This window comes from Telluribacter sp. (assembly GCF_035998675.1).
Taxonomy (GTDB): domain Bacteria; phylum Bacteroidota; class Bacteroidia; order Cytophagales; family Spirosomataceae; genus Telluribacter.
The window spans coordinates 14,518-29,950 of sequence record NZ_DASYHI010000023.1 but is presented as its reverse complement, the minus strand read 5'-3'; the positions used below and the strand labels follow the sequence as shown (position 1 = coordinate 29,950).

Here is a 15,433-nt window from a genome sequence, read left to right as displayed (position 1 = left end):
CCTTCCATTTGGTTGGGATGTCCCAATCTGGTTCTATCGTTTCATTAATCTTATTGAGCATGTTTGAAAACTTCACCGTACAACTGGATAGAGTCTACTTCCGAAATACTGTTCTTGATTACCTGTTAGTCGCCGGAGGTATTCTCTTCGGCATTCTGCTGGTTTATATTTTTAAGCGATTTGTTTTAAAAAACATAAAGAGACTTTCGGGCAATACCGAAACAAAAATTGACGACTACCTGGTACACGGCCTGGATCGTTACGGTATCCCCGCCCTGTACCTGATGGTGGTTTATTTGGGCATTAGCTACCTCCGGTTAGCCCCGCGCTTTTCCCGTATCCTAGACGTGGCCGTAACCGTAGTGGTTACATATCTTATTCTAAGGGTCGTGTCCTCGGTTATTCTGCTCCTGTTGCAGTCGTTTGTACGCAAACAGGAACGGGGCGAGGAAAAAGTAAAACAGCTGGGCGGCCTGATGATTGTCCTCAACGTATTTATCTGGGGTATTGGTTTACTTTTCCTTTTTGATAATCTGGGGTACAACGTCACGACGGTCATAGCGGGTTTGGGTATAGGTGGGGTGGCCATTGCGTTGGCTTCTCAGAATATTCTGGGGGACCTATTCAACTACTTTGTCATCTTTTTTGACCGCCCTTTTGAAACCGGTGATTTTATTATTGTTGATAACAAAATGGGTACCGTCGATTACATCGGCGTAAAATCAACCCAAATCAAAAGCCTGACGGGCGAGCAACTGATATTTTCCAACAGTGACCTGACCGGTTCGCGCATTCACAACTACAAACGAATGGAAAAGCGCCGGATCATTTTTAAATTTGGCGTAGTGTACCAAACTTCCCTTGATAATCTCAAAAAGATTCCGGATTTGGTGAAGAATTTAATTCTCAGCCAGGAAAATACCTCCTTTGACCGCGCCCATTTTGCTGCCTACGGCGATTCCAGTCTTGATTTTGAAGTGGTATACCACGTATTAAGCGCAGACTATACCGTGTACATGGATATTCAGCAAACAATCAATTTCCGGTTGTTTGAAGAATTTCAGAAAATGGGGGTTGAGTTTGCCTATCCAACCCGGACCCTGTACGTGGTGGATCAAAAAAAAGAGGAGCCGGAGGAAAAAGAGTCCGATGCTCCCGAAATTCAAGCCATTATAAAACCGGAATAATATTTCTAATAAAAAAAGGAGCCGCTGAAATTTGCGGCTCCTTTTTTTATTTGCCTACTTTTTTAACTCCTTCTCGTACTTCGTTACCCATTCTTTGACTGTCATTTTTCCGGCCAGTGCACCAATTAACTCGTAGGGTATCGCATCCGGTTTTTTAAAGCGCAAACAGCTTTTGCCCACGTCCGGTTTAGTTGTGCTATACTTTGGGTATTCAGCCATATACCATTGCAATAGCTCCTGATCAGCATACAGGCCCATATGGTATACCGCCACAAAATTCTTTTGGGAAGCTACGCTCATAAAGGGCAAGGGTAGTTTGGGATTACAATGGTACCCGGCCGGGTAAATAGAATGCGGAACTACATAGCCCAACATCCCGTAGCTAATTGTCTCGACAAATCCTGTGGGCAGGTTTGTAAGAATGGAATCCCGGAGGTTGGAAATGACCCGTTTTCGATCTTCCGGGAGCTGGTCAATATATGCTTGGGGCGTGTCAGCTTCAAAACGCATAGCAGTGATGGTTTAGGATGGTGGCCTTTCAATAGAAGGAAAAGCAACTGCCACAAATTACTACTTTACCCACAGTAAATCAATACACTGTACTGTCCACGGATGAACGTAAACTGTTCATTTTCGGACAAAAACTCCTACCTACTACTGCATGTAATCCCTTAAATATCAGCACATTAATTTACTACTAAACGCCTTGGTACGTTATTTTATCTACAAATATGAAACATATCGTTTCTTATGGAAAGAAATTACCTCGGAGAATTTGAAGAACTTGTTCTGCTTACCGTGGCAGTACTACATGACTCAGCGTATGGCGTGGCCATTGCCGAAGAAATTGAGAAACAAACGGGCCGTCAGGTAACCATCAGCGCGGTACATGCCGCCCTGCACCGCCTGGAAGAGAAAGGTATGCTCCAATCGCGCCTGGGAGAGGCAACGGCTGAACGGGGCGGACGCCGAAAACGCCTCTTCTTTCTCCTGGCCCAGGGGAGTCAGGCCTTACAGACCATCCGGGATACCCGCAATCGGCTTTGGGATTCCATCTCGCCCCAGGTTTTACCGGCTTTTAGTATATGAAGCTCCCTCTTTCCCCTCCCCGTTGGGCCGACCAGCTTCTGGAATGGTTCTGCGCCCCGCACCTTCTGGAGGAGGTACAGGGCGATTTGTACGAACGCTTTCAAAGAAGGATAGTGCTGTACGGTGAAAAATCAGCGCGTCAGCAGTACGTGTGGGATGTACTAAGCTTTCTCAGACCCTTTGCCCTTAAACGTAAATCCGAAAACCTAACTTCACCCTTTTTATTCAGCCATGGTATGCTAAAAAATTATCTGAAAATCGCACTCCGCAACCTGCAGCGGCAAAAGCTGTACGCAGTCATCAACATTCTGGGCTTATCCGTTGGGTTAGCTTGCTGCCTTACCATTTTCCTGTTCATTCAGGATGAATTACGGTACGATACTTTTCACGAAAAAGCGGATCGGGTATACCGCCTTGTCAACGACCGAACTTCGGAAGGACGGGTGAACCACATGGCCCGCACCCCGCCCCCCTTTGGCCCTACGCTTAAGGCGCAATTTCCGGAAGTTGAGCAGTCGGTTCGGATATTTTCTTTCAGTGAACCTCTGGTTACCCACGAAACCAATAGATTCAGGGAAAAAGGTTTTATCCTGGCTGACTCTACAATATTTGACGTATTTACCCTGCCCCTGGTACGGGGCAACAAGTCCGAAGCACTGCGTGGACAAGGTACCTTAGTTATTAGTGAAACGGTAGCCAGGCGGTACTTTGGCAACGAGGACCCCTTAAACAAAATACTTACGGTAGATGGCAACCTGAAATTCAGGGTGACGGGCGTCATGAAAGACCTTCCATCCCACTCCCACCTGGAACTCAGCTGCATTGGCTCGTTTAGTACCATGCGTGACATATTCAGCGACTACGACCGCATGGAAAGCTGGGGTTGGCAGCAATTCTATACCTATGTACTATTAGCTCCCGGTGCTAATCCAGACCAGCTGGAGGCCAAAATTCCGGGCATGTTAAACCAGTTCGCCAAGGATCAATTGGATAAAAGTGGTATGAGCTATAAAACCAGCCTCCAGCCACTCCTGGATATATACCTGCATTCAGCCGAGTTGGAATACGATATCGCCAAAAAAGGTAATATTCGGTATGTATACGCCTTTGCCATTGTGGCCCTCTTTACGCTCCTCATTGCCTGCTTTAATTTTATGAACCTGTCTACGGCCCGGTCCATGCAACGGGCCAAGGAGGTCGGGTTACGTAAAACCATCGGGGCGGAGCGCAGCCAGCTCATTGGGCAGTTTCTGGGTGAGTCGATGGTATTTACTACCCTGGCTATGGTCCTGGCGGTACTCTTAACAGCGGGAGTCCTGCCCCTATTCAATAACTGGGCGGGCAAATCGCTTTCACTACTTGATGCCATGTCGGTCCGGCTATTTGCTCAGATTATCGCCACTATGCTGGTGGTAGGTTTATTAGCGGGCATTTACCCGGCCTTTTTCCTTTCCGCTTTTCAACCCATCAAGGTACTAAAGGGAAGCCTTGAATCAAAAGCCAAGGGTGGTTACGGCCTGCGTAAAACTCTGGTAGTGGTTCAGTTTGCGGTGTCTACTGCGCTAATCATCGGAGCTGGTATTGTGTATACCCAGCTTAATTATATCCAGCAGAAGAACCTCGGATTTAACAAGGAACAACTCATAATCCTGCCGTTCGCTAACGAGAGCATGCAGCAGGATTTCCAGGTTATTAAGGACGAACTCCTGCAAAATCCCAATATTATAGCAGCAACGGCCTCTTACGGGCTTCCAGGCGGCGCTTTTGCCGGCGATGGAGTGAAGGTACCGGGAAAAGCGGAGGACATTGGTATCAATATGTTCTTAATTGATCATGACTATATCCCTACTCTGGACATCAAATTGGTAGCTGGCCGAAATTTTTCCACTAAATATGGTACTGATGAAGAGGAAGCGTATATTGTCAATGAAGCTACCGTAAAATCTTTTGGCTGGAGAAGTCCGCAGGAAGCCCTGGGAAAAGAGCTGTTGTGGAATAAATGGGCACCTTCCAATCCGGCCGATACCATAAAGCGAGGCAAAGTAATTGGTGTGGTAAAGGATTTCCACTACAAATCGTTACATCATAAAATTGAGCCCTTAGTACTGCATATTCATAAACCCGCCTACTACGCTATGGTAGCCAGGGTAAGGCCCGAAAATGTAGCTGCCGCTCTGGAATTCCTGAAATTAAAGTGGCAGGAACGAGCACCGGAATGGCTGTTTGAATATGAACTACTGGATCAGCAGTTTGCCCGGTTTTATGAGAATGAGCAAATATTCCGCAACCTGTTTGTGCTGTTTACTTCGCTTTCCATTTTCATTGCCTGCATGGGTCTTTTAGGATTGGCCACTTTTATGGCCCAGCAGCGCACCAAAGAGATTGGAATCCGAAAGGTAATGGGTGCCTCAATTGCGGGTATCATAGTCCTGCTCTCCAAGGATTTTCTCAAACTTGTATTAGTCGGAATTGTAATTGCTACCCCTCTGGCCTGGTACTTCATGAACGAATGGCTCCAAAGCTTTTCCTACCGCATTGATGTCGAATGGTGGATGTTCCTGCTGGCGGGTCTGCTGGCAATAGGAATTGCTTTGCTGACGGTATCTTTCCAATCCATCAAAGCAGCCGTTATGAATCCGGTAGATTCGTTGCGGGGAGAATAAATTTCAACACCCAAAAAGCCGCTGCCACTCTCCAATACTTTTGGGAGTGGCAGCGGCTTTTTAGTGCCATTACAACTTTATTACCAAATCGGAATCAAAATTAAATCGAAGGACGGCAAAGAACACGGGCTATTTTTTTTCTGACCCGTTATTTTATACTAAACTCACCTGGCATCTTAAGCAAAGCAAACAACTTTTCATTTTAAACGTTTTACCAGTGAAAGGAAATTTTTGCATTTGTGACTATTGACTTTCCCCGGTTTTATCCATACCTACCTATCTGGTAAAGAAAGGGGCCGGGCTTCATTTCCACTACACACCAAAATGTCCAACGTCTCAAGTTCTTTTTTGACCTAAATCAGCGGAGAAGTACCTATCTAACTTCTATTATTTGGCACAATTATTCAAAATGGGCTGACCAATTTTTGATTTTACCTACCATAACGCTTAAAAATTTCAGAATATTAATTGAAATTTCAATATTTATGTAGTTTTGCACAAAACATAACCTTTACAAAATGAAAGCAAAAGCAATAAAGTTTTTTTCGCCCGAAGAAAATAGTGAGCCCAAATCTAAAAGAACTGAAAAAGCACCAGCCCTGAAAGGGTACATTTCCGGCGCAGGAAAATTAGTTTTTCCTTCTAAAACTATTGAGCAGCTCGATTTCAATCCGGATCAAAGTCGGTTTATGATCGGAGCTCAGGAAGGAAAGCGCAAAATAAAGTCTTTGTTTTTGGTGCCCACTACCGACGACCAGGCGGTATCATTTGAAATGGCAAAAGGAGCCAAAAATTATTCAATTTCGTTAGCCGTAATTCTCCAGAAAAATGGGGTAGATTATGCTAATAACAAATACAATTTTACGGTTGCACCTTTTGATTATGAAGAAGGTACAACCGGCTATGAGCTTCAGCTGGAAAGTCAGGCACCCAAAGCCGAATACACCGGGAAGCGTCGAGGCCGTAAACCAAAAAATGAAAATCAGGAGGGATAAAGCACCCACCGGAATTCAGCTTTTCGTTGGTCTGGTATTCATGGTACTCCTGATAATTGCTTGATAGTAAGCCAATCAAGTAAAACAGCTGAGAATAAAAAAATAGGCTTTTTAGAAAATAAATGAAAGCATTCCCGACTTGGGAATGCTTTCATTTATTAGTGGGGTACTTTGATTTTTGGGGTTCAATCAAATTAATTCTTTACCCAAAGAAAAGGCTAGCCATGAACAATTGGAGGTAAAGTTTTTCCCAAATGAAAAAGAACTTCGGGCTAATCTGAACCCAAAAAGCAGGGCCATCGGTACTAGCTCATGATGGCGCGGTCCAGGTGGACATAACCGCCGTCAACGTGCAGGAGTTGCCCGGTAATATGGCTGGCCCGGTCCGAAAGCAGGAAGGCCGCCATGTTGGCAATTTCAGTCGCGGTGGTCATGCGGTTTTCCAGGGGAATGCGGCGGGTAATTTCCTGAAGCCTTTCCTCCGGATCTTCCTGCTTACTAATCCAGTCTTCGTACATGGGGGTCCAGCATTCTGCCACAATAATTGAATTGACCCGGATACTATAGGGAAGTAGTTCAACGGCCCACTCGCGGGTAAGGGCATTTCGACCTCCATTGGCTGCCGCGTAGGCGGAAGTACCACCCTGGCCGGTTTCGGCCGTTTTTGAGCCAATATTCACAATCGACCCTTTGGATTTTTTAAGTTCGGGCAGCGCGTGGTGGGCCATCAGGTAGTAGTGTACCAGGTTTTTGTGGAGCGAAGCCATAAATGCTTCGTAGCTTCCACCAGCCAGGCTAACGCCGTCGTTGACTCCGGCGTTATTGACCAGGCCGTCTATCCGGCCAAACTCCGAAACCGCCTGCCGGACGGCCCGGGTGCATTCTTCAGGTTGAGATAACTCCGCCTGAATGGCAAAGGCCTTTCCACCGGCAATCTCAACGCTGGAAATTGCTTTTTGATTGTCTTCGGCGCTGCGGCCTACAATGACCGGCAGCGCACCTTCGGCGGCAAGTACCTGAACAATTCCCTCGCCAATTCCTTTGGCTCCACCGGTAACCAGGATAATTTTATCAGTCAGATTCAGATTCATTGGGTTTATTTTAATACAACAATGGAAGTTAGTTAAAGGGAATTTCTAAATCGTGTTTCCCCAGGCACCGCCCTATTTTCCGGAACCGGAATAATCCGGGATTTTCATCTAATAAAGAAAAGCCGGGGGAGTATTCCAAAGAAAAAGCCGCTACTTTTTTACAGTAGTTCAACCATTTAGTCTACTTACCTGTTAGTAGGTAAATGAAACTGATTTAACAATCCCAATTACTATGCTATTTTCCCTTCTGAACTTTTTCAAAGGCCGGGTTACCAAAGAGGCCATTAACGATGCCCGAAACAATAAGAGTCGTATGTCCCGTCAGGAAGCGCTTCAGCAAATGAGAAACCTGGCCAGCAAACGCACCCCCAAAGACTCCTAGTCAGGTACTCCTGGTTTGATCATGCTTAATTGGGAAGTTGAATGGGTACTTTTACCAGGGGTACTTATCAATGCCTTTGCCTGAATCGTAGTTGTACGGCTGGTAAGGGCACGCTTTCGTCCACTTTAGGTTAACCTTCGAAATATTTCTTAATGCATGGCAGGGGCTCCTAATCATTGCCACTGCCATAGTTCCTTGCGGCTTGCTCGCTGCCAGATTTCCCTAAGTTTTAAAATTTGTCCTTCATTAAATTAAATATTGCTTCAAAATGCAGTATTATTTTTAATTTTAGTCATAAAATTTCCTACATCACGCTAATCTTTACTAATCTGGCAGTCGGGGCGCCCTTTTCCAATGGGAATGGGTTGAGGTAGTGCAGTTAGATCAATTTCAGAAACATTGGCAAATACAGATAAACGGCTATAATGAAATGCAGGAGGTTAAACTTCAAAGGGATCAGAAAAGGCAAATGGTTTATTTACCGGATTTTGCAAAATATTTATTGGAACAACAGCTCGAAGCTTTTCAGGAGGCCGCTTACCGCATAATTCGGGAACAGCAGGTACCTATGTTGAAGTATTTTAGCGAAAGTGAACTTTTACCCCTGGCCAACGCTACCAATCTGGAGCTTTTACAGGCCATGGCCGATAATGACCTTATTGCCTATACCCGGAAATCATTGGAACGCTGGAAGGCCAACCAACTACCCAATGTGGAACGTAACCAGGTCATTGTTGATGATATTACTTTAATTACCCGGTCGCGCAGGCTGACATTTCTGGACTTTATACCCGCTTATACCTCCAACCCATTTCATATTATTGAGCTCATCAAAGAAATAGACACCTATTTCCACGACTATACTTCCACCGCTTTCAATGTTTTTATTTCGCTATTAGACAGCCGGCTCAACGACCAGGTAAAAAAGTTAGAACAGAGCGACCGTTTATATAAGCAGGCCCAGGCCATAACCCATATCGGCAGCTATACCTGGGACCTGAACAAAAATCAGCTTAGTTGGTCAGAGGAATTATACCGCATTTACGGGCTTGACCCTACTACCGACAACATCAGCAATGATTTTATTGCCTCCTTTAATCACCCGGAAGATGCCGAATTGATTAAGGCCAATATTCTGGTGGCCAGAACCCAACAAAAACCATTTGATTTTTATTTCCGGATAATCCTGAAAGATGGTTTCGTAAAAACCTTACATGCCCTGGGCGAATTGATACTCGATGAAAATGGGCAGGTCCACCAAATATTCGGGACCACCCAGGATGTGACCGAGCGGCAAAATTTAATAAATAAGCTTCAGCAAAACGAACAACTCTACCGGCAGGTAGAAACCATGGCCCAGGTAGGAACATGGAGTTGGGACATACTGACTAATCAGGTAAGCTGGACGGATGAACTGTACCGTATATATGATCTGGAGCCAAACTCCGAAGAAATAAATTTTGAAAGGTACCTTGATTTAATCCATCCGGACGACAAGGAATTAGTCACCCAAACTGTAACCCTGGCTTTGGAAACGAAAAAGCCCTACACTTTTTATCACCGAATCCGACCCAATCAATCTAAAAAAACAAAAATACTGCACGCCTGGGGCGATGTTATTACGAATAATCAGGGGAAGGTAATTCAACTGATTGGTTCTGCGCAGGATGTAACGGTACAAAAGGCAACTGAAAAAAGGCTGCTGGAAAACCAAAATTTTATCAAGAAAATTACGGATGCCACACCCGCCCTTATTACTTCCTATAATATCCATACAGGTCGGTATTCTTTTCTAAACGAAGCTCTGAAAAAGCTTTTAGATTATGAACCTGAGCAGGTTCTGGAAACCGGCGTCCAGTTTTTTATTGATCTGGTTCATCCGGATGACCTGGAAAAATTAATGACGGAAAATGCTGGCTACATGGCCCTGGCCAATGAACAGGTGCATCCGGACGGAGAAATGGTAGCTGAATTTCAATACCGGATGAAACACCGAAACGGCGAATACCGCTGGTTTCATACCTTTGGTACCGTCTTTGAGCGTAACAGCCAACACCAGGTAGAGCAGATACTTAATATTTCGCTGGATATTACCGAGCGAATAAAAGCGGAACAGGTGTTATTGCAACGGACTAAGGAGCTGCAGCAGTCCAATACCAGTCTGGAAGAATTTGCCTATATAGCCAGCCACGATTTAAAGGAGCCGCTGCGTAAAATTTCCCTCTTTGTGGACCGACTGTACACGCTCCGGGGCGCCTACTCTGAGGAGGAACGGCGGTACCTTGAAAAAATCATGAATTCATCGTCCCGAATGAATCAAATGATTGAGGATATATTATCGCTTTCCTTACTTTCAGAAACCAATGAAATCGAAAATATTGATTTGCAGGAATTGCTGGACGAGGTACTTTTTACTTTTGACCATAAAATCGAACAACTTAAGGCTTCCCTACAAACCGGTACCTTACCTTCGGTCCGGGCTATTCCTTCTCAATTCCGTCAGCTTTTTCAAAATCTGCTTAGCAATGCTCTTAAATTCAGCCACCAGAATATCCCTCCCGTTATTTCCATTTCACACAGCTACCTTACCCCCGACGAAGTAAGCCACTACCAGCTACGCCCTGCTGCCAGGTACTTTAAACTGGTTTTTGAAGATAATGGCATTGGTTTTGACAATTCTTTCCAGGAAAAAATATTTGCCATTTTCCAACGGCTTCACCACAAATATGAGTACGAGGGTACGGGTATTGGTCTGGCGATCTGCAAAAAAATTGTGAATAACCACGGCGGTATTATTCAGGCCAGCGGTCAAACCAATAAGGGAGCTGTGTTTACAATTATTCTACCCCAATAAGTCCGGGAGGAGTCGTAGTACACAGCAAGCGCAGTCCAAAAACATCGGGCTATTTCTTTTCCCAATCAAGGGCTGTTGTTTTAGCCCCTGCGGCACACCATTTTTAGTAGTGGTCAGTTTACTCATATATCTGCCATGTACCTTTAACCTTACAGAGTAGCTAATAACCCCTACCCACATGCAACACTATGTATCCTTCTGGCCCATATTACTACTGGGGTTAATTCACTCTTTCGGTGCTAAATTGAAGTTCTTGACTGTTTTACCCAGGAGTATCTGGCTTTCGATGGCCGGAGGTGTATCGGTATCCTACGTTTTTTTGCACCTCTTCCCCGAACTTAACGCCGGACAGAAGCATATACAGAGCGAATTTGTCGGGGAAGCTTTTCTGAGGCACCACGTTTACCTGATGGCGCTGCTGGGACTGTCTGTTTTTTATGGTTTGGAACGTCTGGTTTCGAAGTCCAGCCAAAAAGGAAAAAGCCATGTTGATGAAGATCAGAAAAAAAGGCCTGAGCCGGGTATGTTCTGGCTTCACATCACCTCATTTGGCATCTATAACGCCCTCATAGGGTACTTGCTGTTCACGCGGGAGGAAGGCCCCTTAAAAGAACTTATTCTTTTCTCAATTGCAATGGCCCTGCACTTTCTGGTCAATGATTTCGGATTATATGAGCACCACAGAAGGAAGTACTCTACTTCCGGGCGCTGGGTCCTGGTTGGAGCATTGGTACTTGGTTGGGTTACTGGTTTTTTTATTGAAATTTCCCACACGCTGTTTGTGCTGGTACTGGCCTTTATTGGAGGAGGAGTTATCCTGAATGTACTGAAAGAGGAGTTACCGGAGGAACGTGAAAGTCGGTTCTGGGCCTTCCTGGCAGGTTCGCTGGCCTATAGCGTATTGTTACTCTCGCTGGGTTAACCATAAAGGAACGTGCAGGTCCTGGTTGACCAAGTGACAAAGTACTTCAGAGCAGGCTCCTCTCCTACCCTAGCTTACATTAAAAACCTTGGCCGTGTAAGCGCCCACGTTGCCCACGGTACCATCGGCTACTTTTAGACTAATATCGTACAGGGCTTTATTAATTTCGGGCACCGAATAGCGTTCTACAATAACCGCCGCCTGGTCGCGCCGAAGCCGGAAATCATTTACCAGACGGCTGAAGAGTACCGTGGTAGTATCATCAATGGTGAGAGGAATTTGCTTTCCTTCCTTCAGCTTTATGGAAAACTCCACCTCCACGTACTTCCTCCCCTTTTTTATGCCTTTATAATCAACCCTAAGGTCCGTCTTTTCATTGATTTCCTTTTTTGCTACGTTCAGGATCCGCCGCACAAAGTCATTCCAGTTTTGGTACTGTTCCTCGCCTTTCTTCTCGTCGTACAGGTGAAGCCTTTTCTTTATTTCAAGCAAATTCAACTTCAGGTACCCCAGGTCCTTAAACTGAGAAAGCATTTCGTAGATTCGTTTGGCATATTTGCTGTTCAGGCTCAGCGCCATGTGAAGCTGGAAGGTGGTAAAGTTTTTCTTGAGGTCAAAAAAGTAAGGGCGAATTTTGGGGTCCAGGCTAATTTCAATAATACCCTGTCCGTAGATATATTCAGCCGAAGAAATTAGGGAAGCCTGAAGAAGGTTTCCGTTGGGACGTGGAATGCTCAAAACCCGCCCTACCAGGCTTTCAGTCGCCCGCTTTAAGTCTTCGTAAGAGTTCTTGGTATGGGTAAGGTCCATGAGCTCCCGTACCGAAATAAAATACAGGGTATCTGACTGATCACTTTGCTTCAGCTGCCCCATCAGCAGGTACACAATGTTTTTCTCAAGGGCTGACATTTCATAACGCGCACTTGTAATAGCATTGTCCTGCGTAATAAGTTTGTGGGATACTTCCTGCGTCAGACTTTTTTCCTTAGATTTCATAGGATGTTGGAGCTTTTCCACCGCAATATAAAAAAACAAAGCTATAACTACGACAGTGGATAACTTTTGTCGCAATTAACGAGGAAAATGACGCAGCACAACGAGGAATATGTCGTACGTAACGAGGTTTTTGCCGTAGTTCTTCGAGGAAAATGTCGCAGCAGACGAGGAAAGTGTCGCACGTAACGAGGAAAATGTCGCAATTAGTCACATTAACCAGCTGTCTATTAAACAGATACGGGCCTTCAAATAACAAGTAATAATTACCTAAATAAATACACAATTGATTGATGTGGCTATTTTTTAAGTAAAATAGTGTGGATAACTCTAAAACAGCTGGAAATGGGCGAAGAAAAACAAAAAAAGAACCAAAACTCATTGAGTCATAAGTAGGGCCGTGACGAGGATTTTGTCGTAATTAGGCAACAGTATTCCGCCCCTTCTGAAATAAACGGTCGTCCGGTTCACCGGTTCGGTAGCAGTTAGTTGGTTGAAGAGTACTTGTTTATTCCCGGTAGTCCTCAGCTTTTTCTTATACGAGCCTTTTTCCCACCACTGAAATCGAATTACCTAATCTTTATAATTATACCTGGAAACCAAACAACTATTACAGGATTAGCCTTGCTTCTCTCTAGGAAAAGCACGAGGATTTTGTCGTAATTTGCCCAGAATGAGACCTGATGAAACCCGACATTCACGAGGATTTTGTCGTAAATGAGGTGTCCAGTATAGTAAACTTTAGAAAGACTTTACTAGGATTTTGTCGTAGTTCCAATACCACAGATACATTTAAAACCTTTATTGAAGACCTCTGTAGTAATGAAAATCTACTCCGAAAAGCACGAGGATTTTGTCGTAATTGGGCTACCCTGGCTTGCCTTGCACTTACTATCCAAGGTACCTCCTTGTCCCTCGTTCGCGAGGATTTTGTCGTAGTTCGGCCTTTTTACCTCCATCTTTTCCCATAACTTGTCCGGGACTGATTTAATTTCGACGAATTCACGAGGATTTTGTCGCAATTAGATGAAAGCCTTCTATTACCGTAGCTAAAAAGTACCCAGAATAGGTACACTCAACGAGGATTTTGTCGTAGTTCACTTACAAATAAAATATATAAAAACAGGTGAGGGAGCATAAGGGACAATCTGACCCTTATGCTCCCTCACCTGGGCAGAATTCTATTTACTTTTTCCCTAACAGAACTTTAAGGTCTGTTGCACAGGAGATTATGTCGTCACAAACTTTCCCATTTATACTACCTTTCTCAAGTTTGGCAACCAGCGCTTTCAGTTTCTTTTTCAAATGCGCCTGTTGTTCGGCAGCAGCTCCCGACAAAGTTTGGCGTTCAGCGGTAGCCGGTTCGGTTGGGGTAAGTACGCCGTTCAAATCAGAGATAGGTTCGCTACTTCCCGTAGCAGACTTTGCCAGCTGCTGAATATCCGATTTTTTAACCCCGGCTTTTCCACTCAGGATATTCTTCCGTAAATCTGGTGCCAGTTTATCCAGACCTTCGGCAAATTCTGCGTCTCGCTTAATGGTCTTTTCGCTGACATTAAACTGCTTTGCCAATCGTTTGGAAGTTGAGCCGGAAGCTTCTAGTCCATAAGGGTCATTTTGACCTGTTTGCTCCTCCGGTTCATAAGGGACATTTTGACCTTTATGCCCGGAACGGTCATATTTACCGCGACTAAGCTTTTGGGCCAGGTACTTTTTTCCCCTCAGGTAAGAAATTTGCTCAGGTGAAAGGTTACGTCTACCCAACTGGTTATCAATCATGTAGTCCCTGACCTCGGTCATGGAAGGAAAAGAAACCAGATGAATCTTGAAGTCAAGCCCGTTTTTCTGGCATATCCTATAGCGGTTGTGTCCATCAACTAACACAAAGGTACCTGCCGTGGAATCACTAGCGGTATCCACTATGTTTTCGGTAGTTTCCCAGATCAGCAAGGCCTCCCGGCAGCCTTCCCTGATTATGTTTTCTTCCAGTTGCCGGAATTCATCCGCCTGTAACGGTGGAATAAGCTCTTCCAGTTCTGGCAGTATCTGTATCTGGCGACGGATTTCCTCGTGGCGGAGCAGCCCCTGATCTTTTATCATCTTTTTCTCACCGAGAAAACTTTGGTATTTTTTCATTTTTATCGTTGATTGTAAACCTGTTCTTCCCCTTCCCTGCTATTTTTTAATATACGTTTTACACTTTCCGGTAACTGCCGGATAACAATTCTTTGGCAAGATTCATGTAGTCCTCGGCACCGTTGGAATTGGGCGAGTAGGTAAAAATATCCTGTTGGGCAATCTGCGATTCCTTGATGGTGACGTTATTCCGGATTTCGGTTTTGAATATGGGAAAGTCACCCAGGGTAGTGTTCACATAGTCAATCATATCGCGGTGAACCTTTAACCTTTTATCAACCATGGTAAGTACTAGTCCTTCTACTTTCAGTTCATAGTTAATACGGTCACGAACCTGAAAAATCCGGTCAAAAAGGTTGCTGACTCCTTTCATGGCCGATGCTTCGGGTTGTAAGGTAATGATACACGAATTGGACGCCACCAGGGAGCAATTTGTAAAAATATTGAGCGCCGGGGGGCAGTCAATGAGAATAAAGTCGTAGTTGGGCCTGAGCGGGGCAAGCGCGTTTCGTAGCTGATTAACACCGCCGACTGCCTGTACCAATTCCAGATCGGCATAAGCCAGTTCCAGGTCGCTGGGAGCCAGGTCGTAGCGTTCAGCAATGGAACAGAGGGGAAGGGGTTCGCTTCTCAGCAGTGAATCAACTACCTGTCGCTGGGGTTCATCAATGCCCAGCGCCTGAGTTAGGTTTCCCTGAGAGTCCATATCAATTAAAAGAACCCGACTGCCCAAAACGGAAAGAGCCTTGCCCAGATTGATGGTAGTGGTGGTTTTTCCTACGCCGCCCTTATGATTTATAATAGAAATTACCCGGGCTTTGGTAGGCTGCTGTTCGCGAAAACCATACTTGCTAAGTACCGGATGAAGGGCCTGAAGGTGCTTCTCGTTCAGATTTCGCTTGCCGGCAACGGCCTTGGATAAAGTACTGGAAGGTAGTCCGGCTTCCTTCTCGATGACCGAAAGGGATAGCGCGGGATTCTTTTGAAAAAACTCTATTGCCTTTTCAGGAGTGAGCATACGAAAGGTATTGGGTTAGGCTTGTTTTTTAGACAAATAAATGTTTTTGGCAATACAATGTCAAAAAAAATAGACAATAATTTTCATTTTCTGTTTGGCCAAA

The 15,433-nt window shown here is 44.9% G+C and carries 12 protein-coding genes; 7 read left to right on the top strand and 5 right to left on the bottom strand.

All coding sequences use genetic code 11. From position 1 onward, the window contains the following. Window positions 1-59: 59 nt before the first annotated feature. Window positions 60-1,187: a mechanosensitive ion channel family protein gene (locus VGN67_RS21045; RefSeq protein WP_327488886.1), complete on the top strand. Its 1,128-nt coding sequence runs from the start codon at window positions 60-62 to the stop codon at window positions 1,185-1,187. Between the two features lie 54 nt (window positions 1,188-1,241). Here VGN67_RS21045 and VGN67_RS21040 read toward each other — a convergent pair whose 3' ends face one another. Next, complete coding sequence (locus VGN67_RS21040) at window positions 1,242-1,697, bottom strand: DUF1801 domain-containing protein (RefSeq protein ID WP_327488885.1); 456 nt, start codon at window positions 1,695-1,697, stop codon at window positions 1,242-1,244. Window positions 1,698-1,937: 240 nt separating this feature from the next. On the opposite strand from VGN67_RS21040, the gene VGN67_RS21035 reads away from it, so the two are divergent. The 3 genes from VGN67_RS21035 to VGN67_RS21025 all read left to right on the top strand — a co-directional run bounded on the left by VGN67_RS21035 (window position 1,938) and on the right by VGN67_RS21025 (window position 5,934). Then, on the top strand, window positions 1,938-2,276 hold the full coding sequence (locus tag VGN67_RS21035) for a PadR family transcriptional regulator (protein WP_327488884.1): 339 nt from the start codon (window positions 1,938-1,940) through the stop codon (window positions 2,274-2,276). Further along, window positions 2,273-4,939: an ABC transporter permease gene (locus tag VGN67_RS21030; RefSeq protein WP_327488883.1), complete on the top strand. Its 2,667-nt coding sequence runs from the start codon at window positions 2,273-2,275 to the stop codon at window positions 4,937-4,939. Before VGN67_RS21035 ends, VGN67_RS21030 begins: the two co-directional genes overlap by 4 nt. Before the next feature lie 518 nt (window positions 4,940-5,457). Further along, on the top strand, window positions 5,458-5,934 hold the full coding sequence (locus tag VGN67_RS21025; protein ID WP_327488882.1) for a hypothetical protein: 477 nt from the start codon (window positions 5,458-5,460) through the stop codon (window positions 5,932-5,934). 305 nt (window positions 5,935-6,239) lie between these two features. On the opposite strand, the gene VGN67_RS21020 is transcribed toward VGN67_RS21025, so the two are convergent. Next, window positions 6,240-7,025 (bottom strand): SDR family oxidoreductase, encoded by a 786-nt coding sequence (locus VGN67_RS21020; protein WP_327488881.1) that lies wholly within the window; start codon window positions 7,023-7,025, stop codon window positions 6,240-6,242. A gap of 232 nt (window positions 7,026-7,257) precedes the next feature. On the opposite strand from VGN67_RS21020, the gene VGN67_RS21015 reads away from it, so the two are divergent. From VGN67_RS21015 to VGN67_RS21005, 3 genes are all read left to right on the top strand, one after another. Next, window positions 7,258-7,407: a hypothetical protein gene (locus VGN67_RS21015; protein ID WP_327488880.1), complete on the top strand. Its 150-nt coding sequence runs from the start codon at window positions 7,258-7,260 to the stop codon at window positions 7,405-7,407. A 568-nt stretch (window positions 7,408-7,975) separates the two neighbouring features. After that, complete coding sequence (locus tag VGN67_RS21010; RefSeq protein WP_327488879.1) at window positions 7,976-10,261, top strand: sensor histidine kinase; 2,286 nt, start codon at window positions 7,976-7,978, stop codon at window positions 10,259-10,261. 253 nt (window positions 10,262-10,514) lie between these two features. Further along, the gene (locus VGN67_RS21005) at window positions 10,515-11,183 is read left to right on the top strand and encodes a hypothetical protein (RefSeq protein WP_327488878.1); all 669 of its coding nucleotides are present in this window, start codon (window positions 10,515-10,517) and stop codon (window positions 11,181-11,183) included. 69 nt (window positions 11,184-11,252) lie between these two features. On the opposite strand, the gene VGN67_RS21000 is transcribed toward VGN67_RS21005, so the two are convergent. The 3 genes from VGN67_RS21000 to VGN67_RS20990 all read right to left on the bottom strand — a co-directional run bounded on the left by VGN67_RS21000 (window position 11,253) and on the right by VGN67_RS20990 (window position 15,330). Beyond that, window positions 11,253-12,179 carry a replication initiation protein gene (locus VGN67_RS21000; protein WP_327488877.1) on the bottom strand — a complete coding sequence of 309 codons (927 nt, stop codon included), beginning with the start codon at window positions 12,177-12,179 and terminating at the stop codon, window positions 11,253-11,255. Between the two features lie 1,182 nt (window positions 12,180-13,361). Then, window positions 13,362-14,312, bottom strand: coding sequence for a hypothetical protein (locus VGN67_RS20995; protein ID WP_327488876.1), 951 nt, complete (start codon window positions 14,310-14,312; stop codon window positions 13,362-13,364). Between the two features lie 58 nt (window positions 14,313-14,370). Then, the gene (locus tag VGN67_RS20990) at window positions 14,371-15,330 is read right to left on the bottom strand and encodes a ParA family protein (RefSeq protein WP_327488875.1); all 960 of its coding nucleotides are present in this window, start codon (window positions 15,328-15,330) and stop codon (window positions 14,371-14,373) included. Window positions 15,331-15,433: the final 103 nt, after the last annotated feature.

Bases quoted from the DNA above. Each gene is read 5' to 3' on its own strand.
- VGN67_RS21045 (WP_327488886.1), top strand. From the start codon at position 60: ATGTTTGAAAACTTCACCGTACAACTGGATAGAGTCTACTTCCGAAAT.
- VGN67_RS21040 (WP_327488885.1), bottom strand. From the start codon at position 1,697: ATGCGTTTTGAAGCTGACACGCCCCAAGCATATATTGACCAGCTCCCG.
- VGN67_RS21035 (WP_327488884.1), top strand. From the start codon at position 1,938: ATGGAAAGAAATTACCTCGGAGAATTTGAAGAACTTGTTCTGCTTACC.
- VGN67_RS21030 (WP_327488883.1), top strand. From the start codon at position 2,273: ATGAAGCTCCCTCTTTCCCCTCCCCGTTGGGCCGACCAGCTTCTGGAA.
- VGN67_RS21025 (WP_327488882.1), top strand. From the start codon at position 5,458: ATGAAAGCAAAAGCAATAAAGTTTTTTTCGCCCGAAGAAAATAGTGAG.
- VGN67_RS21020 (WP_327488881.1), bottom strand. From the start codon at position 7,025: ATGAATCTGAATCTGACTGATAAAATTATCCTGGTTACCGGTGGAGCC.
- VGN67_RS21015 (WP_327488880.1), top strand. From the start codon at position 7,258: ATGCTATTTTCCCTTCTGAACTTTTTCAAAGGCCGGGTTACCAAAGAG.
- VGN67_RS21010 (WP_327488879.1), top strand. From the start codon at position 7,976: ATGTTGAAGTATTTTAGCGAAAGTGAACTTTTACCCCTGGCCAACGCT.
- VGN67_RS21000 (WP_327488877.1), bottom strand. From the start codon at position 12,179: ATGAAATCTAAGGAAAAAAGTCTGACGCAGGAAGTATCCCACAAACTT.
- VGN67_RS20995 (WP_327488876.1), bottom strand. From the start codon at position 14,312: ATGAAAAAATACCAAAGTTTTCTCGGTGAGAAAAAGATGATAAAAGAT.
- VGN67_RS20990 (WP_327488875.1), bottom strand. From the start codon at position 15,330: ATGCTCACTCCTGAAAAGGCAATAGAGTTTTTTCAAAAGAATCCCGCG.